The organism is Mycobacterium sp. NPDC050441, assembly GCF_040655355.1.
Taxonomy (GTDB): domain Bacteria; phylum Actinomycetota; class Actinomycetes; order Mycobacteriales; family Mycobacteriaceae; genus Mycobacterium.
Map to the genome: position 1 here is coordinate 180,344 of NZ_JBFAJS010000007.1, position 23,629 is coordinate 203,972.

At 66.7% G+C, this 23,629-nt stretch carries 28 protein-coding genes and 1 riboswitch; of the genes, 9 read left to right on the forward strand and 19 right to left on the reverse strand.

The annotated features are described in order from the left end of the window. Positions 1–50: 50 nt before the first annotated feature. The gene (gene disA, locus AB0I14_RS21660) at positions 51–1,130 is read left to right on the forward strand and encodes a DNA integrity scanning diadenylate cyclase DisA (RefSeq protein WP_358026383.1); all 1,080 of its coding nucleotides are present in this window, start codon (positions 51–53) and stop codon (positions 1,128–1,130) included. 3 nt (positions 1,131–1,133) lie between these two features. Here disA and AB0I14_RS21665 read toward each other — a convergent pair whose 3' ends face one another. Then, positions 1,134–1,898 carry a hypothetical protein gene (locus AB0I14_RS21665; RefSeq protein WP_358025801.1) on the reverse strand — a complete coding sequence of 255 codons (765 nt, stop codon included), beginning with the start codon at positions 1,896–1,898 and terminating at the stop codon, positions 1,134–1,136. A gap of 74 nt (positions 1,899–1,972) precedes the next feature. Next, positions 1,973–2,593, reverse strand: a complete 621-nt coding sequence (locus AB0I14_RS21670) for a carbonic anhydrase (RefSeq protein WP_358025803.1) — start codon at positions 2,591–2,593, stop codon at positions 1,973–1,975. 25 nt (positions 2,594–2,618) lie between these two features. Here AB0I14_RS21670 and AB0I14_RS21675 point away from each other — a divergent pair, with 25 nt between their 5' ends. Together AB0I14_RS21675 and AB0I14_RS21680 are read left to right on the forward strand one after the other, a co-directional pair. After that, positions 2,619–3,491, forward strand: coding sequence for an A/G-specific adenine glycosylase (locus tag AB0I14_RS21675; protein ID WP_358026384.1), 873 nt, complete (start codon positions 2,619–2,621; stop codon positions 3,489–3,491). Between the two features lie 100 nt (positions 3,492–3,591). Then, on the forward strand, positions 3,592–3,852 hold the full coding sequence (locus tag AB0I14_RS21680) for a hypothetical protein (RefSeq protein ID WP_358025805.1): 261 nt from the start codon (positions 3,592–3,594) through the stop codon (positions 3,850–3,852). Positions 3,853–3,856: 4 nt separating this feature from the next. Here the strand turns inward: AB0I14_RS21680 and AB0I14_RS21685 are convergent, their stop codons facing one another. After that, positions 3,857–4,828, reverse strand: coding sequence for a helix-turn-helix domain-containing protein (locus AB0I14_RS21685; RefSeq protein ID WP_358025807.1), 972 nt, complete (start codon positions 4,826–4,828; stop codon positions 3,857–3,859). A gap of 71 nt (positions 4,829–4,899) precedes the next feature. On the opposite strand from AB0I14_RS21685, the gene AB0I14_RS21690 reads away from it, so the two are divergent. After that, positions 4,900–5,130 (forward strand): hypothetical protein, encoded by a 231-nt coding sequence (locus AB0I14_RS21690; RefSeq protein WP_358025809.1) that lies wholly within the window; start codon positions 4,900–4,902, stop codon positions 5,128–5,130. Here the strand turns inward: AB0I14_RS21690 and AB0I14_RS21695 are convergent. After that, a complete protein-coding gene (locus tag AB0I14_RS21695) occupies positions 5,113–5,874 on the reverse strand; it encodes an alpha/beta hydrolase (RefSeq protein WP_358025811.1) in 762 nt (253 codons plus the stop codon). The two genes, AB0I14_RS21690 and AB0I14_RS21695, sit on opposite strands and share 18 nt — an antisense overlap. Before the next feature lie 39 nt (positions 5,875–5,913). Between AB0I14_RS21695 and AB0I14_RS21700 the strand changes: the two genes are divergently transcribed. The 5 genes from AB0I14_RS21700 to AB0I14_RS21720 all read left to right on the forward strand — a co-directional run bounded on the left by AB0I14_RS21700 (position 5,914) and on the right by AB0I14_RS21720 (position 9,812). Continuing rightward, entirely contained in the window at positions 5,914–6,231 is a 318-nt protein-coding gene (locus tag AB0I14_RS21700) for an antibiotic biosynthesis monooxygenase (protein ID WP_358025813.1), read from the forward strand. Then, positions 6,206–7,570, forward strand: coding sequence for a serine hydrolase (locus AB0I14_RS21705; RefSeq protein ID WP_358025815.1), 1,365 nt, complete (start codon positions 6,206–6,208; stop codon positions 7,568–7,570). Before AB0I14_RS21700 ends, AB0I14_RS21705 begins: the two co-directional genes overlap by 26 nt. A gap of 77 nt (positions 7,571–7,647) precedes the next feature. Further along, positions 7,648–9,066 (forward strand): serine/threonine-protein kinase, encoded by a 1,419-nt coding sequence (locus AB0I14_RS21710; RefSeq protein WP_358025817.1) that lies wholly within the window; start codon positions 7,648–7,650, stop codon positions 9,064–9,066. After that, positions 9,063–9,575 (forward strand): hypothetical protein, encoded by a 513-nt coding sequence (locus AB0I14_RS21715; RefSeq protein WP_358025819.1) that lies wholly within the window; start codon positions 9,063–9,065, stop codon positions 9,573–9,575. Before AB0I14_RS21710 ends, AB0I14_RS21715 begins: the two co-directional genes overlap by 4 nt. 18 nt (positions 9,576–9,593) lie before the next feature. Next, complete coding sequence (locus AB0I14_RS21720; RefSeq protein ID WP_358025821.1) at positions 9,594–9,812, forward strand: hypothetical protein; 219 nt, start codon at positions 9,594–9,596, stop codon at positions 9,810–9,812. A gap of 4 nt (positions 9,813–9,816) precedes the next feature. Here the strand turns inward: AB0I14_RS21720 and AB0I14_RS21725 are convergent, their stop codons facing one another. The 15 genes from AB0I14_RS21725 to folP all read right to left on the reverse strand — a co-directional run bounded on the left by AB0I14_RS21725 (position 9,817) and on the right by folP (position 23,626). Then, the gene (locus AB0I14_RS21725) at positions 9,817–10,371 is read right to left on the reverse strand and encodes a histidine phosphatase family protein (protein WP_358025823.1); all 555 of its coding nucleotides are present in this window, start codon (positions 10,369–10,371) and stop codon (positions 9,817–9,819) included. Then, complete coding sequence (locus AB0I14_RS21730) at positions 10,368–11,135, reverse strand: CbtA family protein (RefSeq protein WP_358025825.1); 768 nt, start codon at positions 11,133–11,135, stop codon at positions 10,368–10,370. Before AB0I14_RS21730 ends, AB0I14_RS21725 begins: the two co-directional genes overlap by 4 nt. Before the next feature lie 24 nt (positions 11,136–11,159). Beyond that, positions 11,160–11,375, reverse strand: coding sequence for a CbtB-domain containing protein (locus AB0I14_RS21735; RefSeq protein WP_358025827.1), 216 nt, complete (start codon positions 11,373–11,375; stop codon positions 11,160–11,162). 31 nt (positions 11,376–11,406) lie between these two features. Beyond that, a riboswitch (cobalamin riboswitch) is annotated at positions 11,407–11,521 on the reverse strand. Positions 11,522–11,585: 64 nt separating this feature from the next. After that, positions 11,586–14,114: an ATP-dependent protease ATP-binding subunit ClpC gene (gene clpC1 / locus AB0I14_RS21740; RefSeq protein WP_358025829.1), complete on the reverse strand. Its 2,529-nt coding sequence runs from the start codon at positions 14,112–14,114 to the stop codon at positions 11,586–11,588. Between the two features lie 292 nt (positions 14,115–14,406). Next, a complete protein-coding gene (gene lsr2, locus AB0I14_RS21745) occupies positions 14,407–14,748 on the reverse strand; it encodes a histone-like nucleoid-structuring protein Lsr2 (protein ID WP_036442478.1) in 342 nt (113 codons plus the stop codon). A 132-nt stretch (positions 14,749–14,880) separates the two neighbouring features. Next, positions 14,881–16,404: a lysine--tRNA ligase gene (lysS, locus tag AB0I14_RS21750; protein ID WP_358025831.1), complete on the reverse strand. Its 1,524-nt coding sequence runs from the start codon at positions 16,402–16,404 to the stop codon at positions 14,881–14,883. Positions 16,405–16,575: 171 nt separating this feature from the next. After that, positions 16,576–17,391 (reverse strand): type III pantothenate kinase, encoded by an 816-nt coding sequence (locus AB0I14_RS21755; RefSeq protein ID WP_358025833.1) that lies wholly within the window; start codon positions 17,389–17,391, stop codon positions 16,576–16,578. After that, positions 17,391–17,807 (reverse strand): aspartate 1-decarboxylase, encoded by a 417-nt coding sequence (gene panD / locus AB0I14_RS21760; protein WP_358025835.1) that lies wholly within the window; start codon positions 17,805–17,807, stop codon positions 17,391–17,393. Before panD ends, AB0I14_RS21755 begins: the two co-directional genes overlap by 1 nt. Further along, the gene (gene panC, locus AB0I14_RS21765) at positions 17,807–18,751 is read right to left on the reverse strand and encodes a pantoate--beta-alanine ligase (RefSeq protein WP_358025837.1); all 945 of its coding nucleotides are present in this window, start codon (positions 18,749–18,751) and stop codon (positions 17,807–17,809) included. Before panC ends, panD begins: the two co-directional genes overlap by 1 nt. Continuing rightward, positions 18,748–19,719: a DUF2520 domain-containing protein gene (locus AB0I14_RS21770; protein WP_358025839.1), complete on the reverse strand. Its 972-nt coding sequence runs from the start codon at positions 19,717–19,719 to the stop codon at positions 18,748–18,750. Before AB0I14_RS21770 ends, panC begins: the two co-directional genes overlap by 4 nt. 80 nt (positions 19,720–19,799) lie before the next feature. Next, positions 19,800–21,332 (reverse strand): DUF6779 domain-containing protein, encoded by a 1,533-nt coding sequence (locus AB0I14_RS21775; protein WP_358025841.1) that lies wholly within the window; start codon positions 21,330–21,332, stop codon positions 19,800–19,802. A 78-nt stretch (positions 21,333–21,410) separates the two neighbouring features. Continuing rightward, the gene (locus AB0I14_RS21780) at positions 21,411–21,887 is read right to left on the reverse strand and encodes a DUF3180 domain-containing protein (RefSeq protein WP_358025843.1); all 477 of its coding nucleotides are present in this window, start codon (positions 21,885–21,887) and stop codon (positions 21,411–21,413) included. Further along, positions 21,887–22,423, reverse strand: a complete 537-nt coding sequence (folK, locus tag AB0I14_RS21785) for a 2-amino-4-hydroxy-6-hydroxymethyldihydropteridine diphosphokinase (RefSeq protein ID WP_358025845.1) — start codon at positions 22,421–22,423, stop codon at positions 21,887–21,889. Before folK ends, AB0I14_RS21780 begins: the two co-directional genes overlap by 1 nt. Next, positions 22,420–22,794, reverse strand: coding sequence for a dihydroneopterin aldolase (gene folB / locus AB0I14_RS21790; RefSeq protein ID WP_358025847.1), 375 nt, complete (start codon positions 22,792–22,794; stop codon positions 22,420–22,422). The genes folK and folB overlap by 4 nt, the downstream gene beginning before the upstream one ends. Further along, a complete protein-coding gene (gene folP / locus AB0I14_RS21795) occupies positions 22,787–23,626 on the reverse strand; it encodes a dihydropteroate synthase (protein WP_358026386.1) in 840 nt (279 codons plus the stop codon). The genes folB and folP overlap by 8 nt, the downstream gene beginning before the upstream one ends. Between the last annotated feature and the right edge of the window lie 3 nt (positions 23,627–23,629).

Sequence of the window (23,629 nt, forward strand, 5' to 3'; positions counted from 1 at the left end):
TAGGAGAATTGATGGCCGTGAACTCCGGTGCCAGAACCAGCCGCACCGTCGTGCATCTGGCGCGGCCGACGCTTCGGGAAACCCTCGGCCGCCTAGCGCCCGGCACCCCGCTGCGCGACGGCCTGGAACGCATCCTGCGCGGAAAGACGGGCGCGCTGATCGTGCTCGGCTACGACGACAGCGTGGAAACCATCTGCGACGGCGGGTTCGCCCTCGACGTGCGTTACGCCCCCACCCGCCTGCGCGAGCTGTCGAAGATGGACGGCGCGGTGGTGCTGTCCAGCGACGGCAGCCGCATCGTGCGGGCCAACGTCCAGTTGGTGCCTGACCCGTCGATCCCCACCGACGAATCCGGTACCCGCCACCGCTCCGCCGAGCGCACCGCGATCCAGACCGGTTATCCGGTGATCTCGGTGAGCCACTCGATGAGCATCGTGACGGTCTATGTCGCCGGGGAGCGGCACGTGGTACCCGATTCGGCGACCATCCTGTCGCGGGCCAACCAGACCATCAACACACTGGAGCGCTACAAGGGCCGGCTGGACGAGGTCAGCAAGCAGCTGTCCACCGCCGAGATCGAGGACTTCGTGACACTGCGCGACGTCATGACCGTGGTGCAGCGCCTGGAGATGGTGCGGCGGATCAGCCTTGAGATCGACGCCGACGTCGTCGAGCTCGGCACCGACGGCCGCCAGCTCAAACTTCAGCTCGACGAACTCGTCGGCGACAACGAGGCCGCGCGTGAGCTGATCGTGCGTGATTACCACGCCCTGCCGGATCCGCCGACCGCCGCACAGGTCGGGTCGACACTCGATGAGCTGGATGCCCTCACCGACAGTGAATTGCTCGACTTCACCACGCTGGCAAGAGTTTTCGGATACCCGTCGACGTCAGAGGCGCAGGACTCGGCGATGAGCTCACGGGGTTACCGCGCGATGGCCGGGATACCGCGACTGCAGTTCGCCCACGTCGATCTGCTGGTCCGCTCGTTCGGCTCGCTGCAAGGCCTGCTGGCTGCCAGCGCCGACGATCTGCAGTCGGTGGACGGCATCGGGTCGATGTGGGCCCGGCACATCCGCGAAGGGTTGTCCCTGCTGGCCGAGTCGACCATCGCCGACCGGTTGGCCTGAGCGTCAGTTACCCGGTGCGACCGGCTCGGCCGGTGGTGCGCCCTCGGCCGGCGGCCCGGGCTGCTGTGGATTGGGCTGGGCCAGGATGAACGGCACCGGCGCCGATCTCAAATTGCCCAGCTGCACCATCAGGTTGTAGGTGCCAGGCCCGATCGGCTGACGCGGCATCGGGCACTGCGGCGCAGAGCTCATGCCGGTCCAGGTCACCTCGGTGGTCACCTGCTCCCCCGGGTTGAACGTCTTGACCAGGGTCTCATTGGACGGCGCGCAGTCCAGATTCGACCACAGCCGGTTGTTGTCGAGCGAGTACACATAGGCGGCCAGCACCGCGGCACCCACGTCACGCTTGCAGGCGACCAGGCCGATGTTGGTCACGACCATGGTGAACTTCGGCTGCTCACCCACCACGTACTGGGGCTGGCTGGTGATGCCCTTGACCGCCAGGGTCGAATCCGGGCAGTCATCGCCTTCTTTGAGCAACGGCGGCGGAGTGACCGCGGCCGTCGGCGTGGCCGTCGGCGGCGGCGCATGCTGAGCCGGCGGCACCACCGGGGTCTTGACCTCGGGGTTCTCCCCCGGCAGCGGGGGCGGCGCGGCGGCGGAAGGTTCGTCGGCGGACTTGGTCTCGGCCCCGGAGCTGCTGGTCATGATCACCGCGACGATCGCGGCGACGATCCCCACGACGACTACCGCGATTCCGATGGCCAGCGCCCGGCGCCGCCAGTAAATCTGCGAGGGCAGTGGCCCATGAGGTTCGAGATCCAACACGGCTTTCACGGTAAGCCCAGGTCATACCCAGTTGCCCGAGGCGCCCCGGCGTGTCGGAGGCTGCAGCGAAATTCTCAGGCTTCGCCGATGTTGCCGAGATGGCTGCGCAACTCCACGTGACCGTCCGACAGGTGGTAGGTGGCGCCGACGATTGCCTGCGTGCCCGCGGCCAGACCCTGGGCGATGGCGGCCGAACGCATCCGCAGCTGGCTGACGGTTTCCTTGACGTGGTACGCCTCGAACTCGTCGACCCGGGTCAGACCCGAGTGCCGTCCCATCAGGATCGACGGCGTCACCCGCTCGACGATGTCGCGCACGTAGCCGCCGGGCATCTCGCCGTCGTCGAGGGCGTTGATGGCGGCCTTGACGGCGCCGCAGCTGTCATGGCCGAGGACCACGATCAGCGGCACGTTCAGGATCGACACCGCGTACTCGATGGAGCCCAGAACCGCGTTGTCGAGGACGTGGCCTGCGGTACGCACCACGAACATGTCGCCCAGGCCCTGGTCGAACAGCAACTCCGCGGCGACGCGGCTGTCACCGCAGCCGAACACGACGGCGGTGGGCTTCTGGCCGTGCGCCAGCTTGGCCCGGCGAGCGATGTCCTGGCTTGGATGCTGCGGTTCGCCCGCCACGAAGCGGGCGTTACCGTCCTTGAGTGCCTTCCACGCGGACACCGGATTCGAATTGGGCATGCCAGCCATTCTGCATGAGGCGCCGATGAGCATCGACCCGGGCGAATTAGTAGGTTGGTATGAATCCGCCCAGCGTGACCTGCCTTGGCGCCGACCAGGCGTTTCCGCGTGGCAGATTCTGGTCAGCGAGTTCATGTTGCAGCAGACGCCGGTTGCCCGGGTCGAGCCGATCTGGCTGGCCTGGATCGAGCGGTGGCCCACGCCGTCGGCCACCGCGGCCGCCGGATCGGCCGAGGTGCTGCGAGCCTGGGGCAAGCTGGGGTACCCGCGGCGAGCCAAGCGCCTGCACGAGTGTGCTGTGGTGATCGCAGGCGAATACGGCGATGAGGTACCCACCGACGTCGAGACGCTGCTGACCTTGCCCGGCATCGGCGCGTACACCGCGCGTGCGGTGGCCTGCTTCGCATATTCGGCGAGCGTTCCGGTGGTCGACACCAACGTGCGCCGCGTGGTCACCAGGGTCTTGCACGGCCAGGCGGACGCGCCCGCACGGGCGCGCGACCTGGACGACGTGGCCGCACTGCTGCCGCCCGATGCGACCGCACCCGTCTTCTCGGCCGCCCTGATGGAGTTGGGTGCAACGGTGTGTACTTCCCGCGCGCCGCAGTGTGGCGGCTGCCCATTGAGCCGGTGTCGTTGGCGCACCGCGGGTTACCCCGCCGCAACGATCGCCAAGCGGGTGCAGCGTTACGCCGGAACCGACCGCCAGGTCCGCGGCAAGCTGCTGGATGTCTTGCGCGACAGCAGTTCTCCGGTCACCCGTGCCCAACTGGACGTGGCCTGGCTCACCGACACCGCCCAACGCGACCGGGCACTGGACTCACTGCTGGTGGACGGCCTGGTGGAGCAGACCGCCGATGGTCTGTTCGCACTGGCCGGCGAAGGTGAAATTACATGAGCTCGGCATGAATCCGGGCTGCAGCACACCATTTTCGCGCTGCTTCACATAGAACGGATCTATGTCAAGCAAAATCTTAGCGACGTTTGCGTGTACGGCGATGGGACTGGGACTGGGACTCGCGGCCCCGGCCAATGCCGCCCCGTCCAGCACTGGATCGGCCGCCGATACCGTGCGCGACCTGCAGAGCAGGGGGTATCACGTGCAGATCAACTCCAACGCCAACACGGGCCTGTCGAATTGTCGGGTGACCGGCGTACACGGTCTTGCCGACTCCAACATCGACGAGAGCGGGTACCGGATCGATCCGTCCCAGCACACCACGGTCTACGTCAACGTGGCCTGCCAGCCCGACGGCTGACACGTCATGCCGTGACGGCCTCTTCGTCTGTACCGCAGGCGAATTGGCGTCGATAGTCCGAAGGCGTCAATCCGATGACCCGGCGGAAGTGATGGCGCAGCAGCGTCGCGGTACCGAACCCGGCCTGCCCGGCGATCCGGTCGACATCCAGATCCGTCTCTTCGAGCAATCTGCGCGCATAGAGCACCCGCTGATCAGTGATCCACTGCATCGGCGTGGTGCCGGTCTCCTCGACGAACCGGCGGGCGAAGGTACGCGTGGACATCGCAGACCGCCTGGCCAAGGTCGTCACGGTGTGCGGCTTGTCCAGGTTGGTCATGATCCAATCCAGGTGCGGCGCAAAACCTTCCGAACACCTCACCGGAATGGGCTGGTCGATGAACTGGCGCTGGCCGCCGTCGCGCTGCGGTGGGACGACCATGCGCCGGGCGATCTTGTTGGTCACCTCGCTGCCGAGTTCACGGCGAACCAGGTGCAGGCACGCGTCGATGCCCGCCGCGGTGCCCGCGCTGGTGATCAGGTTGCCGTCGTCGACGAACAGCACGTTGCGATCAACGTGCGCGGTGGGATACCTGCGCGCCAGGTCGTCGGCGTGCATCCAATGTGTGGTGCACGGCCGTCCGTCCAACAGGCCCGCGGCGCCGGCCAGGAACGCACCCGAGCACACGGTCAGGATGATCGATCCCGCGTCGGCGGCGGCACGCACGGCCTCGAGCGCCTCGGGCAGGTAGTCCGTGCCACCGATCGCGGGGATCGCGACCAGGTCGGCGCCCTGCAGTGCATCCAGACCGTATTCAGGGGTCAGCGTCGCCCCGACGGATGTTCGTAGCGGCTGCCCCGCCTCGGGCCCGCACACCTTGAAGTCGAAGTTCGGCACCCCGTCCGCGGACCGATCGATCCCGAAAACCTCACAGATGACCCCGAACTCGAAAACCGCCAGGCCGTCCAGCACCAGGGTGGAGACGCTTCTCAGCATGGCAGCATTTTATCCTAAGGTGTCAGCGCTGCCACTGTTGGCGGTATATTTTCCTCACAACAATTACTGCCATGACTGTTGCACTCGCCCTGATCATCCTGATCTCGCCCTTCGTGGTCGCCGCAGCGGTGAGCTGGGCGGCACAGCGCAGCAACGTCCTGCGTTTCCGCCTCGATCTGTTCGACCTCAACCAGCCCGATTACGAGACGTACCGCGCGGGCCACGATCTCGATGCCATACGAAGCCGTTTCGAGCACCAGCCGTCGTGGCCGAGCGCAGGGGCTCTAGGCGAGCGTCGCTAGAAATCCCGTCACGGCTTCCCGGTACACCTCGGGCGCGTCGTCGTGGATCAGGTGACCCGCGCCAGGCACGTGCAAATACCTTGTGTCCTGACCGGTTTCGGCCATCTGACGCATCTGCCCGGGGGGTGCCACCGAATTGCCCGCCTCCATGAGCAAGGTCGGCACACCTACATCCCGCCACTGCTGCCAGTAGTCCCGCGTTCCCCACTGGGCAGCGATGTCCAGCCACCACTGCGGGTACCCGTGCAGTCGCCAACCCGTCGCCGTCCGGTCGAAAGCCTCCAGGAAATACCGACCCGCGACGGGCCCGAACTCGTCGTAAACCTGTTGAGCCGAACCGAACTCGACCGGAAGGGCATGCACCCACGGCTCCCAGGGCCCAGTGGTGCGTCCCCGGAAGTCAGGGGCCATGTCCTCCACCACCACCGCTTTGACCAGTTCCGGGCGGGCCGCGGCCAGACACCAGGAATGCAGCGCACCCATGGAATGCCCCACCAGGATCACCGGCCGACCGAGCGCGGCCACGGCCTCACCCAGATCCGCCACGAAACGCTCAGTACTGATCGGATAGGGATCGACCACATCGCGCCCGCGGTGCCACGGTGCGTCGTAGGTGTAAACCTCGCCCAACGCGGTCAACCACGGCAATTGGCGTGACCAGGTGCTGCCGCGGCCCATCAGGCCGTGCACCAGGACAATGGGCTCGCCGCGCCCTCCTCTGTGAGTGAGCAGATCTGTGACCATGCCGTTATCTTGCCGGGGACGCCGGGTAGCCTGAACAGCATGCCTGTCGTGAAGATCAACGCCATCGAGGTACCGGCCGACGCAGGCCCGGAACTGGAGAAGCGGTTCGCCAACCGCGCACACTCCGTCGATGACCAGCCCGGGTTCCTCGGCTTCCAACTGTTGCGCCCGGTCAAGGGCGAGGACCGCTACTTCGTGGTGACGCAGTGGGAAACCGAAGAGGCCTTCCAGGCCTGGGCTACGGGGCGCGCCGCCGAGGCCCACAAGGGTCAGCACGCCAACCCGGTGGCTACCGGAGCATCGCTGCTGGAGTTCGAGGTTGTGCTGGACGTTGCAGGGCCCGCTGCCCAGGCGTAGCCACGGCCGGACGCTGCACCGTGCGGTGGGCCTGACGGCCATCGCAGCGGTCGCCGCGGCCCTGGCTTGTGGCTGTGCGCCGAGCGTCGCGCCGGCGGCCGAGGTGTCCTACGGCGCGCACATCGACACCATCACCCCACCCGGTCTGCGGGCCAAGCAGACCATGGACATGCTCAACTCCGACTGGCCGATCGGCCCCATCGGCGTGCGCACCCTGGCCTCCCCCGAAAAGGTCGACCTGGTGGGCACCAAGATGGACTCGATCTGGTGGGATCGACCGTTCAAGGTCACCTCGGTGGACATCGGGGCCGCGCAGGCGACATTGCACGTGCTCACGTCCTACAACGTGGCCCAGGACATCGAACTGAGGACCAACGACAGCGGGCTGGTCGACCGCTTCGACGTCACGCTGGTGCCGCCGAAGATCGACAAGTGGTCGGACATCGACACCGAGCTGACCAAGTCGGGCGCGCGCTACTCCTACCGCGCGTCCAAAGTGGTCGACGGCAAGTGCGAGCAGGTGGCCGGCACCAACACCGACATGTCACTGCCGCTGGCTTCGATCTTCAAACTCTATGTACTGCTTGCAGTTTCGGACGCAGTCAAGGCCGGCACCCTGAGTTGGGACGATCACCTCACGATCACCAAGGAAGGCAAGAAGCTCGGCTCCGCCGGGCTGGACAAGCTGCCGCCCGGCGCTCAGATCACGGTGCGCACCGCCGCCCAGCAGATGATCTCGGCCAGCGACAACATGGCCACCGACCTGCTGATCGGCCGGATGGGTCCGGCCGCAGTGGAACGCGCACTGGTGACCGCAGGACACCACGATCCGGCCAGCATGACTCCGTTCCCGACCATGCACGAGGTGTTCTCGGTCGGATGGGGTGAACCGAACCTCCGCGACCAGTGGAAGACCGCCTCCCCCGCTGATCGGGTGGCGCTGCTCCAGCAGACCAATTCCCGCCCCTACGAACCGGATCCGTACCGCACCCATACGCCGGCATCCAATGACGGCCTCGAGTGGTTCGCCAGTGCGGCCGACATCTGCCGGGTGCATGCCGCGCTGCAGGCCTCGGCCTACGGCGCCGCCGCGCCGGTGAAGGACATCCTCTCGGCGCTGCCCGGCATCGACCCGGATCCGGCGAAGTGGAAGTACATCGGCGCCAAGGGCGGCAACCTGCCCGGCGATCTGACCTTCAGCTGGTACGCGGTGGATTACACCGGGCAGCCGTGGGTGTTCAGTTTTCAGCTGAACTGGCCGCAGTTCCGTAGCCCCACCGCGGCGGGATGGTTGCTCCAGATCGCCAAGCGGGCGTTCGCCATGGCACCCGTGGGCTAGCTCGGCCCAGGTACTCCACCGCCAACGCTGCCGCCTTCGGCCCGTGACCTGTACTGGCGGAATGTACGATCCGCTGCATGCCGCTGCAGACAGGGTCGAATTTCGCCGGATTCACGGTGGTGCAGCAGCTGGGCTCCGGCGGGATGGGCGAGGTCTATCTGGTTCAGCACCCGCGGCTGCCACGCCAGGAGGCCGTCAAGATTCTGCCGTCCAGCGCCTCGCAAGATCCCGACTACCGCGACCGGTTCACCCGAGAAGCCGAACTGGCCTCGAGTTTGTGGCATCCCAACATCGTCGCCTTGCACGACCGCGGCGAGGCCGACGGCCAACTCTGGATCTCAATGGATTACGTTCGCGGCCAGGACGCCGCGAACTTGGCGCGGGCGTACCCGGGGAGCCTGCCGCTGGTCCAGGTCACGGCGATCGCGACCGCGATCGCCTCAGCCTTGGACTACGCGCACGGCCACGGGATGTTGCACCGCGACGTCAAGCCCGCCAACATTCTGCTCGGTGAGAGCGACCACGCCGATCAACGCATCCTCCTCGCCGATTTCGGCATTGCCCGCCGCACTGGGGACATCAACGGATTGACTGCGACCAACACCACGGTGGGCACCGTGGCGTACGCCGCCCCCGAGCAGTTGCTGGGCGCGCAGCTGGACGGCCGCGCCGATCAATATGCCTTGGCCGCCACGATGTTTCACCTCTTGGCGGGCACACCGCCGTTCGTCGATACCAATCCTGCGGTCGTGATCGGCAAGCACCTCAGCGCGGCGCCACCTCCCTTGTCTCAGTTCCGGCCGGAGCTGGCGCGACTGGACCCGGTTTTCACGCGAGCACTGGCCAAGTCCCCCGCCGACCGCTACCCCAGGTGCTCCGATTTTGCGCAGGCACTCGCCGGTGTCGTATTCGGTGCGCCGCAGTCGATCCATCCTCAGATGACGATGCCGGCGGCAGTCGCGCAGGCGCCAACGCAATTCGCCGTTCCGGCCACATCACCTCGCGGGATCGCTGCAGCGGTGGCCGTCATGCTGGTCCTTCTCGTGTTGCTCGCCGGTGCGGGCGTGTTCACGGCCTGGCAATGGTCGCGCCCCACACCTCATGCTGCGACGTCGACGCAGTGGCAGCCGTACGCCGACTTCGCCACGTCTTTCACCGAACGCATGATGTCGATGAGTGCACAGAACGGCGACAGCAACGTTGGTTGGATCTTGGACAACTCGACCGGAACATTCCGTGACGACTTCGCCTCTCAACGTGAGACTTTCGTCCAGACGTTGAAGGCCAGCGGCGTCACGACGACCGCGACCACACGGTCTGTGGCACTGAAGTCCTTCGACCATCACACCGAAACCGCTGTACTTCTCGTTGCGGCCGCGTCACAGACAACGAACAACACCGTCGCTGACCAGGCTCCCCGAAGCTGGCGACTGATCATGACCATCGAGAAAGTCGACGGCACCTTCAAGACCTCGAAAGTTGAGTTCGCATCGTGACCGGCCGCCAGACTGCTCTGTGGATCATCAACGCCGCGTTGGCCGTTGGTATCGCAGCGCTCACAGTGCTCGGCGGCCTCCAGCTGGCCGCGAAGACTCGCCCGGCACCAATTGCCCTCGCCGACCAGGCCGACCTGCGGCAAGCCGTCACCGACGCCGCGGCGACCAGCACCGTGAAGATCCTGACCTACTCCTCCGACACCATCGAGCGGGACATAGCCGCGGGGCTCGCGGTAACCACGGGCGACTTCGCCGACTACTACAAGGACTTCACGCAGCAGACCGTCCTTCCTGCCGCGCGCCAGAAGAACGTCAAGACCGCGACAACTGTTGTGCAGTCCGGCGTCATCTCCATCGACAACCCCGACACAGCAGCAGCTCTGGTGTTCATCAATCAAGTCACCACCAGCACGGACAACCCAGAACCCTCCAACAGTCAGAGCGCGGTGCGGGTGGGCATGAAGAAAGTCGACGGGCAGTGGCTCATCGACAGTTTCGACCCCCAGTGACCTCAACGGCATTTGGATATGGGATCCGCCTCAACGGGCCCGGCAGCAGGGCTGGATCTCTACGTCGGGCGAGCCGAACCGGAGGGCTACTCGCACGGGCCACGAATGGCGGGGCAGTTCGTCGTCGAACGCGGATTCGCAGTGAAGGGTAATACCCTGGTGGACGTGTCGCTTCGCGGGCTCGGGTTTTTGGCGCAACGGCAGAACATCCTCGACGCGATGCTGGTGAAGATCTAGGGCCTCAGGAAGTGGTGCTGCGCAGCGTCCAGGCCTGACCGCGGAAATTCATCACGGTCCGGCTCATCGGTGCGATGTCGATGCGCCAGAACGACTTCGGCGGGGCATCCAGGGCCACCAGGATGGCCGCCCGGATCACCGCGGGGTGGGTGACGGCGACCAGCCGTCCCCGCGCCGAGCCCAGGCTGTCCATCCAACCGTGGACCCGCTTGACGAGATCGACCACGGATTCGCCGCCGTGCGGCGCCCGGGTCGGATCGGTCAGCCAGACCGCCAGATCGGCGGGCTGAACCCTGCCCAGTACCCCGCCGCGCCAGCTCCCGAAATCCAGATCGGCCAGTTGGGGTTCGACCACCGCCGGCAAGCCCAACAGTTCGGCCGTCTGACGGGCCCGCTTCTCCGGGCCGCAGTACGCAGCGTCGACGACGCCCAATTCGACGGTCGCGTCGGCTTGCCGATGGCCCAGCTGGTTCAGCGGCTCGTCGGTGGGGAATCGTCCGGCCGCCGTGGCGTCGGTCATCGCATGAGACACCAACGTCAGCCGGACGACCTCACTCACGCGCTCAGTTGCTCCTGACGCTTACCTTCAAGCACCTTCGATGCCAGGGCACCGAACACCAGCCCGATCGTCGCCCAGATCACCACCTGGGTCCCCAACGAATACAGCCGGAACTCGTAGAGGTCATCGGCCGGGAACGTCGACGGGGTCTCATGGATGCCCGGCAGGATCAGGAAGACCACGGCCATCGACACCACGTAGTCCGCGGCGCCGATGAGGGTGGCGTTCCATGCCCCCAGCTTCGGCGTGAGCCGACGTGCCAGCAGGACCGAGCCGACCAACAGCCCCGCCGAGAGTACGACCAGCAGCAGGTACAGCAGGGTCCGCTGCTGGATGGTCTCGTCGAGGCTGACCGCGGGCGGATTGGGCGGGTACTTGAGTGCCGGGACGATCCACAGCGAGACGAGCATGCCGCCGGCGGTCAGGGCGGCGACCGCCCGCGCGGACAGGTTGGCCCGGCCGTAGACCACGCAGAACACGACGGCCAGCAGGGCGCCCATCGCCACGCTGAAGATCAGGACGCCAAGGCCCATTCCGATGTTGGATTGCACACCGCGGGTGAACACCTCGGCGCCTTCGCCGCCGTGGGAATGGCCTCCCGCGCCATGCGCATGTTCGGCAGCCTCATGCGCCGCCCCGACACCGTTCTCGAAGTCGATCGCTCGACCGATGACTGGTTCGATCAGCAGCTTCGCCCAGATGAAGGCGAGCACGCCGGCCAGGGCGCCGGCCAGAATGCCGCGCCCAATGAGTTGTCTCTCCATTGATTCGGTTGCCTCGCCTGCGTATCAGTGGCAGGGGAAACCGAGCAAGTGGCGTGCGTCGTGCACGAACTCGTGCACGTACGTGTTGTTGCCAAGAACCGAGGTCGCGCCCTGGTCCATCCCGACGAAGTAGAGGGCCAGCAGGGCAACGAACGCCGTCAGGGTCAGCCAGAGCACCGCCTTGGTCGCCGACAGGTTGATCGGCCGGGCGTGGACCTTGCGTGCGTCAGTGGAAGTCATCTACGTGCCTTTCCGGGAATTCGCGTCCCAGTCCGTGTCGTGACAGGTAAGGGTCTGACTGTTAACAGTGGCGCGGCCGTTCTGGATTCTCACCAGATTCCTTTGCCTGTCGATTACAGCAGCATCCTAACTACCCCGCAGGAGATCTCCCCATCGGCAGGTATGAAAAATGCCCCCACCGAAACGGCGGGGGCATTCTTCGTCTGGACCTTATTCCGCAGTGGCTCCGGCCTTGGCCAGATCCGGGCCGTCGGAACCGGCCGCCTTGGGCGCACCGGAGAACGTGAACTTCGCGTCCTCCCCGCTGCCTTCGCCGTCCCAGCCCTCGACATCGACCGTGACCAACTGACCGGGGCCGATCTCTTCGAAGAGAATCTTCTCCGAGAGCTGGTCCTCGATCTCGCGCTGAATGGTGCGGCGCAGCGGCCGCGCACCCAGCACCGGATCGAACCCACGCTTGGCCAACAGGGACTTGGCCTTGTCGGTCAGCTCCATCGCCATGTCCTTGGCCTTGAGCTGGTTGCCGACCCGGCCGATCATCAGCTCCACCATCTGGACGATCTCGTCCTGAGTCAGCTGGTGGAACACGATGATGTCGTCGATGCGGTTCAGGAACTCCGGACGGAAGTGTTTCTTCAGCTCGTCGTTGACCTTCTGCTTCATCCGCTCGTAGTTGTTCTCGCCGCCACCCTGGGTGAAGCCGAGGCCAACTGCCTTGCTGATGTCGGAGGTACCGAGGTTCGAGGTGAAGATCAACACCGTGTTCTTGAAGTCGACCGTGCGGCCCTGACCGTCGGTCAGACGGCCGTCCTCGAGGACCTGCAACAGGCTGTTGTAGATCTCCTGGTGGGCCTTCTCGATCTCATCGAACAGCACAACCGAGAACGGCTTGCGGCGCACCTTCTCCGTGAGCTGGCCGCCCTCCTCGTAGCCGACGTAGCCCGGAGGGGCACCGAACAGCCGCGACGCGGTGAAGCGGTCGTGGAACTCGCCCATGTCGATCTGGATGAGCGCGTCGTCGTCGCCGAACAGGAAGTTGGCCAGCGCCTTGGACAGCTCGGTCTTACCGACACCGGACGGGCCGGCGAAGATGAACGAACCGGACGGGCGCTTGGGGTCCTTCAGACCGGCGCGGGTACGGCGGATCGCCTTGGAGACGGCCTTGACAGCGTCCTCCTGGCCGATGATCCGCTTGTGCAGCTCATCTTCCATGCGCAGCAGACGCGTGGTCTCGGCCTCGGTCAGCTTGAACACCGGGATGCCGGTCCAGTTGCCGAGCACCTCGGCGATCTGCTCGTCATCGACCTCGGCGACAACGTCGAGATCGCCTGAGCGCCACTGCTTCTCACGCTCACCGCGCTGAGCGACCAGGGTCTTCTCCTTGTCGCGCAGGCTCGCCGCCTTCTCGAAGTCCTGCGCGTCGATCGCGGACTCCTTCTCCCGGCGCGCGTCGGCGATCTTCTCGTCGAACTCGCGCAGGTCCGGTGGAGCGGTCATCCGGCGGATGCGCATCCGGGCGCCGGCCTCGTCGATCAGGTCGATCGCCTTGTCCGGCAGGAACCGGTCGTTGATGTAGCGGTCGGCCAGGGTGGCCGCGGCCACCAGCGCGCCGTCGGTGATCGAGACGCGGTGGTGCGCCTCGTAGCGGTCGCGCAGACCCTTGAGGATCTCGATGGTGTGCTCCACCGTCGGCTCGCCCACCTGGACCGGCTGGAACCGGCGCTCCAGGGCGGCGTCCTTCTCGATGTACTTGCGGTACTCGTCGAGGGTGGTGGCACCGATGGTCTGCAGCTCGCCACGGGCCAGCTTCGGCTTCAGAATGCTGGCGGCGTCGATGGCGCCCTCGGCAGCACCCGCACCCACGAGCGTGTGCAGCTCGTCGATGAACAGGATGATGTCACCGCGGGTGTTGATCTCCTTGAGCACCTTCTTGAGGCGCTCCTCGAAGTCACCGCGGTAGCGGCTGCCTGCGACCAGCGAACCCAGATCCAGGGTGTAGAGCTGCTTGTCCTTGAGCGTCTCGGGGACCTCGCCGTGCACGATGGCCTGGGCCAGACCCTCGACGACGGCGGTCTTGCCGACGCCGGGCTCACCGATCAGCACCGGGTTGTTCTTGGTGCGCCGGCTCAGCACCTGCATGACCCGCTCGATTTCCTTCTCACGGCCGATGACCGGATCGAGCTTGCCCTCCATGGCGGCGGCGGTCAGGTTGCGGCCGAACTGGTCGAGGACCAGTGAGGTGGACGGGTTACCCGACTCTCCACCACGACCACCGGTGCCGGCCTCGGCGGCCTCCTTGCCCTGGTAGCCGCTCAGCAGCTGGATGACCTGCTGGCGCACACGGGTCAGCTCGGCGCCGAGCTTGACCAGCACCTGCGCGGCCACGCCCTCGCCCTCACGAATCAGGCCGAGCAGAATGTGCTCGGTGCCGATGTAGTTGTGGCCGAGCTGCAGCGCCTCGCGCAGCGAAAGCTCCAACACCTTCTTGGCGCGCGGCGTGAACGGGATGTGACCGGACGGCGCCTGCTGGCCCTGGCCGATGATCTCCTCGACCTGGCTGCGCACGCCTTCCAGCGAGATGCCCAACGACTCCAGCGACTTGGCGGCTACGCCCTCGCCTTCGTGAATAAGACCCAACAGGATGTGCTCGGTCCCGATGTAGTTGTGGTTGAGCATCCGGGCTTCTTCTTGCGCCAGGACGACGACCCTGCGGGCACGGTCGGTGAATCTCTCAAACATCGGTGGTTACCTGCTCTCCATCGCGTAGCGATACCCGCGTACGGCTTCGTTATATCGGTTTTCTCGTAGCCCGCACGTAGTACCTACCGTCCACTCTAATGGGCGGCCGCCCTGGGTGCGGAGGTTGGACCCAGGACAAGCTGTCCACATCGAGTGCTGCAGATGAGCAACGCCGCCGGTAGACGATTCGTTTCCGAAAACCCCCCGATTCGGGTTCGCCACTAGCGAAAAACTCCGGACCGGGAATTCTCACCGGTCCGGAGCTGGCAACTATCGGTTACGTTGCGGTTGTCTATGTTGCGGCGTGGAAAGCGTCGATGACATCAGCGGGGATGCGGCCACGCGTCGACACGTTGTGGCCGTTGCGGCGGGCCCATTCGCGGATGGCGGCACTCTGCTCGCGATCGATGGCGCCGCGGCCACGGGCCGGGCCTGCTGCCCGTCCGCGCCGGCGCCCACCGACCCGGCGCCCGGCCTCCACCCACTGCTTCAGGTCGTTACGGAGCTTCGTGGCATTTTTGGAGGAAAGGTCGATCTCATAGGTGACACCGTCGAGACCGAATTCGACCGTCTCGTCGGCGGTGGCTTCGCCGTCGAAATCATCGACCAGCGTGACGGTCACTTTTTTAGCCATTACCCCGCACCGAACCCTTCTGCATACGCATTGGTGACTTACGCCTGAGTATCCTGCATCCGCGCCCCAATGTGCCACAAAACGCGCACATTTCCAACAACGCGTGGATCGCGGCAGTTCAGTTGCTGTGACTCAGTTACTGTGACGGCGAACAATCGGGAACAAAACCGTCTCCCTAATAGACAACCCCGTCAACGCCATCAACAAGCGATCGATACCCATTCCGGTGCCGGTGGTCGGCGGCATCGCATACTCCAATGCGGCAAGGAAATCGTCGTCGAGAACCATTGCTTCGTCATCACCGGCGGCCGCCGCGCGGGCCTGGGCCTCGAATCGTTCCCGTTGGATTACCGGGTCGATGAGTTCGGAATATCCGGTGGCGAGCTCGAAACGCCGTATGTAGAGGTCCCATTTCTCGGTCACCCCGGGAATGCTGCGATGAGCGCGGGTCAGCGGCGAGGTCTCGACCGGGAAGTCGCGGACGAACGTCGGGGCCCACAACTTCTCGCCCACCGTGTGTTCCCAGAGTTCCTCGACCAATTTTCCGTGCCCATAGCCGCGGTCACGCGGAATCTCGACCTCAAGCCGATCGGCAATAGCCCACAAGTAGTCCACTGATGTCTCCGGCGTGATCTCCTCACCCAGAGCCTCGGACAACGAGGGATACATTTCCAATGTGTCCCATTGCCCGTCGAGATCGTAGATAGTGCCATCGGGCAATGGCACTTGCCGGGTGCCGATCGCCTCGTCGGCGACCTCTTGAATAAGCTCCCGGGTGACTACCGCGGAATCGTTGTAGTCGCCGTAGGCCTGATATGTCTCCAACATCGAGAATTCCGGCGAGTGTGTGGAATCAACACCTTCGTTACGAAAGTTCCGATTCAACTCGAAAACCCGGTCAAAACCGCCGACGATGCAGCGCTTGAGGAACAGTTCCGGCGCGATCCGCAGGTACAGATCCACATCGAGCGCATTCGAGTGGGTAATGAACGGCCGGGCCGCCGCTCCGCCGGCCAGAGTCTGCAGCATAGGCGTCTCGACCTCGAGGAAGTCCCGGCGTTCCAGTGCCGAACGCACCGCCCGCACCACCGCCACCCGCTGACGCGCAATACTGCGCGCCTCCGGACGCACGATGAGATCCACGTAGCGCTGACGCACCCGCGTTTCTTCGCTCATTTCTTTGTGAGCAACGGGCAGCGGGCGCAGCGCCTTGGCCGCCATCTGCCACGAATCGGCCAGCACGGAAAGTTCACCGCGTTTGGAGCTGATCACTTCGCCGTGAACGAACACGATGTCGCCGAGGTCCACATCGGCCTTCCACGCATCGAGCGATTCCTGCCCCACCTGGGCCAGGCTGATCATCGCCTGCAGGTGCGTGCCGTCGCCCTCCTGCAACGTCGCGAAGCACAACTTGCCCGAATTGCGGGCGAACACCACCCGGCCCGAGACACCGACCATCTCGCCGGTCTGGGTGTCGGCGGCCAGGTCCGGATAGGCGCTGCGCAGTTCAGCCAGAGAATGCGTACGCGGAACGGTCACCGGATAGGGTTCGCGGCCCTCGGCCAGCAGCCGCTCCCGCTTGGCCTGACGAATCCGGAACTGCTCGGGAAGGTCGACCTGGGACTGGGACGCGTCGTCGCGATCGGCTGGGCTCACAAAGTGCCAGCTTAAATGAACACGCGAGCGCACAATTGCACGCCGACAAGCCGGCGAGCACGGACCGCGCGCCGCTGGACTGGCGGTTCAAGGGACTATCCGCATCCTGACGGGGGACCGAGTGCAGCCTAGGTGTGCACAACCTCACAACAAGGGCGAATTGGTTCCTGCCTATTTGGCGGGCTTGAGCCGGCCACGCTGGCTGTCACGGTTGCGCTCGAACACCAACCGCAGGCCGTCAAGGGTGAGGTGGGGGTCGTAGTGCTCGACCGTGCGCAGGTCCGGCAACACCAGCGGCGCGGTGTAACCGGTCGCCACGACGGCGACGTCGTCGCCGGAGAATCCGTCGACGTCCTCGCGGATCCGGCTGACCAGTCCGTCGACCAGCCCGGCGAACCCGAAGACCGCCCCGGCCTGCATGCACTCGACTGTGTTCTTGCCGATCACCGAACGCGGACGGGTCAGCTCGACCCGGCGCAGGGCGGCCGAGCGGGCCGCGGCGGCATCCGAGGACACCTGCACACCGGGTGCTATCGCCCCACCCAGGAACTCCCCCTTTGCCGACACCACGTCGACACAGATCGACGAGCCGAAATCGACGATGATCGCCGCAGTGCCGTACTTGTGATAGGCGGCAAGGCAATTCACGATCCGGTCCGCGCCGACTTCCTTGGGGTTGTCGACCAGCAGCGGGATACCGGTACGCACACCGGGCTCGATCAGGACATGCGGCACCGTCGGCCAGTACTGCTCGAGCATGAGGCGCACCTCATGCAGCACCGAGGGCACCGTGGACAGCCCGGCGGCCCCGGTCAGACGCTCGGAGTCATCCCCGATCAGGCCGTCGATGGTGAGCGCCAACTCATCGGCAGTCACCTCTGATTCGGTCCGGATTCGCCACTGCTGCACCACTTTCGCGTGATCCCCTGAACCGGAGAGCAGCCCGACGATCGTGTGGGTGTTGCGGACGTCGATGGCGAGCAGCATCAGCGCGGCGACATCAGTTCGGACGCGTCCTCTGGGACGTAGGCCGGATCGTGGCCGTGCTCACCGAGGTCGATCTGCTTGTTGTCGGCATCCACGAACACGATCCGCGGCTGGTAGGCACGGGCCTCGGCATCCTCCATCACCCCGTAGGCGATCAGGATGACCAGATCGCCCGGGTGGATGAGATGCGCTGCGGCGCCGTTGATCCCGATCACCCCGGTACCGCGCTCGCCGGTGATGGCGTACGTCACCAGGCGGGCACCATTGTCGATGTCGACGATCGTCACCTGCTCACCCTCGAGCAGGTCGGCCGCCTCCATCAGGTCGGCGTCAATGGTCACCGAGCCCACGTAGTGCAGGTCGGCCTGCGTCACCGTGGCGCGGTGAATCTTCGATTTCAGCATGGTGCGCTGCATCAGTTCCTCCAGGGCAGTTCGTGATTGTCGCCGTCACCGACGCGCGGGTGTCCGTCGATTCCCGCCGACGCTCCGATGTCGACAGATATGTTGTCCAGCAGCCGGGTTCGGCCCAGCCGGGCGGCCACCAGAAGCCGGGCCTGACCTTCGCTCGGGGCGGGTCCCAACATCGGGTCGCGCACCTCCAGGTAGTCGACGTCGATGGCGGGCACCTCGTCGAGCACCGCCCGGGCCGCGTCGACCGCGGCCGCCGCCCCGCCCGCCGCCGCGTACTTGCCGGCCAGCAGGGCCGCCGACAACGCTCCGGCCTGGTCTCGCTCATCGGCGTCGAGGTAGCGATTGCGCGACGACATCGCCAGTCCGTCGGATTCGCGGACGATGGGCACCCCCACGATCTGTACCTCGACGTTGAGGTCGGTGACCATCTGCCGGATCAACGCCAGTTGCTGATAGTCCTTTTCGCCGAAGAAGGCCCGGTCGGGCCGGACGATCTGGAGCAGCTTGAGCACGACCGTCAGCACCCCGGCGAAGTGTCCGGGGCGCGAGGCACCTTCCAGTTCGGCCCCGGCCGTCCCGGGCTGCACACTCGTGCGGTGGCCGTTGGGGTACATGTCCGAACCAGTTGGGGTGAAAGCGATCTCGACGCCCTCGGCACGCAGCGCGGCCAGGTCCTCATCGAGGGTCCGGGGGTAGGCGTCGAGATCTTCGCCGGCCCCGAACTGCAGCGGGTTGACGAAGATCGACACCACCACAACCGCGCCGGGAACCCGCTTGGCCGCCCGGATCAGCGTCAGATGGCCCTCGTGCAGCGCACCCATGGTGGGCACGAGGGTGACCCGACGCCCGCTGGCGCGTAGGGCCCGGGTGACGGCGCCGACATCGGCGGGTGCCGAATAGACGTTCAGCTCACCGGCGACGAACTTGGGGGTGGTGCTGGGGGTCATCCGTGACTCGTTTCGGGGCTGGTTTCCGGGCCTGTTTCCAAGAGAGCTGCGAGCACTGCCGCAGGCGCATGCGCACGTTGGGCAGTACGCAGTGAGTCGGCCCGATATGCCTGGGCCAGTTGAGGATCCAATGCGTGCAGGGCATTCAGATGCGCGGTCACCGCAGCGGCGTCACCGCGTGCGACCGGCCCGGTCAATGCAGCCTGGCCGCGCTGCAGCGCGTTCTCCAGTGCGGCCCGGGCGAGCGGGCCGACCACCCGCTCGGGCAGACCGCCGGGTGCATCGCCGACGAGCTCCTGACCGAGCAGTTCCTCGCCGCGCAGTGAGGCCCGCAGCGCGTCGACTGCGTCGAGCACCAGCGTGACCAGGTGGTTGCTGGCATGCGCCAACGCCGCGTGGTACTGAGTCCGCGCGTGCTCGGGCACCCGGAACGGCTCACCGCCGATCTCCAGCACGAGCGACTGACCGATCGCATAGCCGACTTCGTCGGCCGCGGTGACACCGAAACACGCATCGGGCAACCGCGTGATGTCCTCGTCGGACCCCGTGAACGTCATCGCGGGATGGATCGCGAGCGGAATGCACCCCAGCTCGGTCAGCGGGGCCAGCACCGCGACCCCGTTCGCGCCGGAGGTGTGCACCACGATCGTGCCGGGCCGCACCGCACCGGTGGCGGCCAGGCCGGACACCAGAGATGCCAGCTCGGCGTCCGGGACGGTCAACAGCAACAGTTCGGCCCGCTGCGCCACGTCGGGGACGGGAAGGATCGCGGTATCGGGCAGCCGGCGCTGCGCCCGCAGCCGCGACGCCTCGGATATCGCGCTGCACGCCACCACCACGTGTTCGACACGTTCCAGGGCATAGCCCAGCGCAGTACCCACCCGGCCGGCGGAAATGATGCCGACGCTGAGCCTGGCCGGACGCAATCCCTCAGGAGGGGACCACCCGTTTGCAGGGGGCTGCTGCATCGCAGACGACCTCACAGGTTGAAATGGTTTTACGTTCCAGTCCCGCGTTGCGGGTACCGGACGGTCGCCACGAGACTAGCTCACTCCTCGCGGCGCCTGCGACGCCCGCCTTCGGCGGGACCCGCCTGGAACCGTGCCAACAGCTCGTTCACCGACTGCCCATCGGCATGGTGCCCGTTCGGCGGCTCGGGCTCGTCGTCGCTGCGGTGCCGCGATCCCCGGCGCGGCGGTTCGGGTGGTTGCGAGGATTCGGTGGCCAACGCCGGGGACGGCTGCGCCTGCTCGGGCCGGCCGGGATCGGCAACCTCACCTGCGGCGGAATGACGACCACGGGGCGGCGGCTCAGGAGCCTGACCCGGTGACATCGCGGGCGCCGGAGTCGGCGTGGGCTCGGGCTCGGGTGCCGGCTCAGGGGCCGGAGCCGCTGTGGGTGTCGATTCTGGGGCGCGACGCCGGCCGACGTACTCGTTTGCTACACCGTTCTGGGCTGCCGGCGCAGCCCAGTTGCTTCCCGGTGCGCCTGCCGGAATCCACTGCCCCTCGGCGGGTGCGGGTTGCCAACCTGTGGCCGCGGGTTCGGCGGCCGGCGCCGGCGTGCTCGGGGCCTCAGGCTCCGGGGCTTCGGGTTCTGGGGCTTCGATTGTGGGTGACGGCTGCATCGGGGGCATGGTCGGCGGCGGCGGGGGCGGCGCCCAGGTCGACGGGGGCTCGGGCTGCCGACGCGCGGCCGGTTGCGGCTCGGGCCGCGGGGGTTGCGGCTCAGGCTGAGGTTGCGGCTCAGGCCGGGGCTGAGGTTGACGTTGCGGCTCCGGCCGGAATATCGGTTGCGGCTCGGGCCGGGGTTGCGGCTCGGGCCGGGGTTGGGGCTCGGGCCGCGGCGGCGCCTTGGGCTCCGGCTGGCGCGGGGTTTCCTGCTGGCGAGGCGGTTCCGGGCGCCGGCGACGACGCGGCTGCTCACCGGCAGGCGCCGGCCGCGACGGAAGCCGGTGCACGCCACCTGAGGTCACCCAGTCGTTCTCCGGCGGATGGGGTTCGGCCGGGACGTCGATGATCGGGCTTTCCTGGGTACGCGACATGCGAATGTCGGTGACCTCGACCGCCGGCACATCCAGACGGCTGGCGGTGACGCGGCCCGCGGTACGCACCGCGCTCTTGTCGGTCTCGATGGCCGGGCGGTGCACCAGGTCGGTGTCGAACAGGATCTCCAGATTCGCCCGCAATGCGGCCAGCTCGGAGCGCAGCGCGGCAACCTCATCGGCGGCCTGGGCGCGCAGCTCAGAGGCCAGCTCCCGGCGCAACTGGGTTTCGACGGTCAGCTCGTACTCCCGCCGCGCCGAGATCTCGCGATCCAGCTGCAGGTCGTAGACGAACTTCAGATCACGGGCCTTGGCCTGGTCCAGGTCACTCTGGCGCCGATAGATCACGGAGACGAAGGCCGCCACCACGGCGGCCCACAGGGCCAGGATGACAGCGAGCTTCAGCAACTCGACGCGATCGGTGAACACCAATGCGGAACTGGCCAGAATGGCGAGCACCAGCAATACCGTTAAGAGCAGCCAGCCTGGCCTTCGGCCGCCGCGCCGTGGCCGACCACCGCGGGGCAGAACGGTCATGCGCCGACTGTACCCGGCACTGCTCATCTAGCCCGGGGACCGATGCGGCGATTCGGCCAACTGCCTGGCAGAAATCGTTCACTCGGTCGCGGTATCGCCGTTGTCCGGCGGTTCCTCGGGGGACTTGCAGCAATGCTGGAGCCACACGGCCGCGACGATCAGCGCCAGGGCACTGATCGCAGCCACCACCGCGCCGGGAGTGTCCTCGCCGGCCACCCTCAGCTCGCCGCGCCGGGGCAGCAGGTACACCAGCACGCCGATCCACCAGCCCGCCACGATGGCGCCGACCCAGGCCGAGGCCTTGGCGATGACGACCGACCGGGCCACCGTCAGCGGGTGCAGCCGGCCGCCACCGACCCCGATCTGCCCGTCGTTGATCTTGGCCCGCACATAGAAGGCCCAGCCTGCCTCGGCGATCGCGACCGCCAGCAGTGAGAGTCCGGTCCAGATCGTGAGCGGCGGGAACCACCGGTAGAGCACACCGACCAGCACGTAGCCGACGATGGCGACGACGGCCACCGCGCCTGCCAGATCGCGCTTGCGCGTCGGGCCCATCAGTCGGCCGCCGGTTCGGTACGGAAGTCCAGCGCCAGATCGGTGCGCCTGACCCCGGCCCGTTCGGCCGGGTCGATCTCCTCCAGCAGGTGCGCGACCCGGCGGGACCGGCCGACGACCGTCAGCGTGGCATCCGGATCCACCGCCAACCACGGGATCAGCACGAATGCGCGCAGGTGAGCCAGCGGGTGCGGCAGCGTCAGGTCGTCATCGCGCGACTGCACCTCGACGCCACCGTCATGGCAGGCGACCAGGTCGACGTCGAGGGTGCGCGGGCCCCACCTCTGCTCCCGGACCCGGTCCGCGGCCTGTTCCAACTCCTGGCCGCGTCGCAGCCAGCCGTGTCCGTCGAGGCCCGGATCGTCGGCGAGCAGTACCGCGTTCAGGAACGGACCCTGCTCGACTCCGCCCCAAGCGTCGGTCTCGAACACGGGCGACACCGCGCGAACCGCACTCCCGAGGCCGTCGACCACCGACTGCAACCGGGCCAGCCGGTCGCCGAGATTGGACCCGATCGAGAGGACTGTGGACGTCACTGACTGTTCCCTCGTCTCGAGCGCCGGGCCACCACCGCGACATCGTCGAAGGTCAGCGGAATCGGGGCGCTCGGTTTGTGCACCACAACCTCGACCGCGTGCAGGCGTTCGTCAGTCATGATGGCGTCGGCGATCTCGGCCGAGACCGTCTCGATCAAGTTCCGCGGCGGGCCCGCGACGATATCTGCTGCCATCTGGGCCAGTGCGCCGTAGTCGAGGGTGTCGGCGAGATCGTCGGTGGCTGCCGCCCGGCGCAGGTCCACCCATGCGGTGATGTCGACGACGAAGTCCTGCCCGTCGCGGCGCTCATGGTCGAAAACACCGTGATTGCCACGAACTCGTAAGCCGCGCAACTCAATTCGATCAGCCAACCCGACCTCCAGATTCCCAGGCTTCCAGTACGGCCAGCGCGTCGACGGAGGCCACCACATCGTGCACCCGAACGCCCCAGGCCCCGTGCTGGGCCGCGAGCGTCGAGATCACCGCGGTGGCGGTTTCGCGACCGTCCGGTGGGCGCGGGGTCCCGTCCGGCCCGGCCAACAAGGCTCCGAGGAAGCGCTTGCGTGACGCACCGACCAACACGGGGATCCCGGTCGCGATGAATTCGGGCAGCGCATGCAGCAGGGCCCAATTGTCCTGTGCGGTCTTGGCGAATCCCAGGCCCGGATCAATGATCAGCCGCTCCGGCGCAACGCCCGCGGCGACCGCGGCGTCGACCGCGGTCAGCAGTTCGGCCCGAACCTCGGCCACCACATCGCCGTAACCCGGAGCGCGGTGCGGCTGCTCGGCGCCGACCGAACGCCAGTGCATCAGGATCCACGGCACCTTCGCCTCGGCGAGCAGCGGCGCCATGTTCGGGTCGGCCAGGCCGCCGGACACGTCGTTGACGATCTGCGCACCGCTTTCCAGGGCCACCTTCGCCACGTCGGCGTGCATGGTGTCGATGCTGACCGTGATGCCTTGGGAGGCAAGCGCTTCGATGACCGGGGCGACCCGGGCCGCCTCCACCGCAGGGTCGACGCGCACCGCGCCGGGCCGGGTCGATTCCCCGCCCACGTCGATGATCGCGGCGCCGGCAGCGGCCAGCGCCAGCCCGTGTTCGACGGCGCGGTCGCGGTCGATGAACTTGCCGCCGTCGGAGAAGGAATCGTCGGTGACATTCACCACCCCCATGACCTGCACGCGCGTTCCGCGAGGGACCATCGG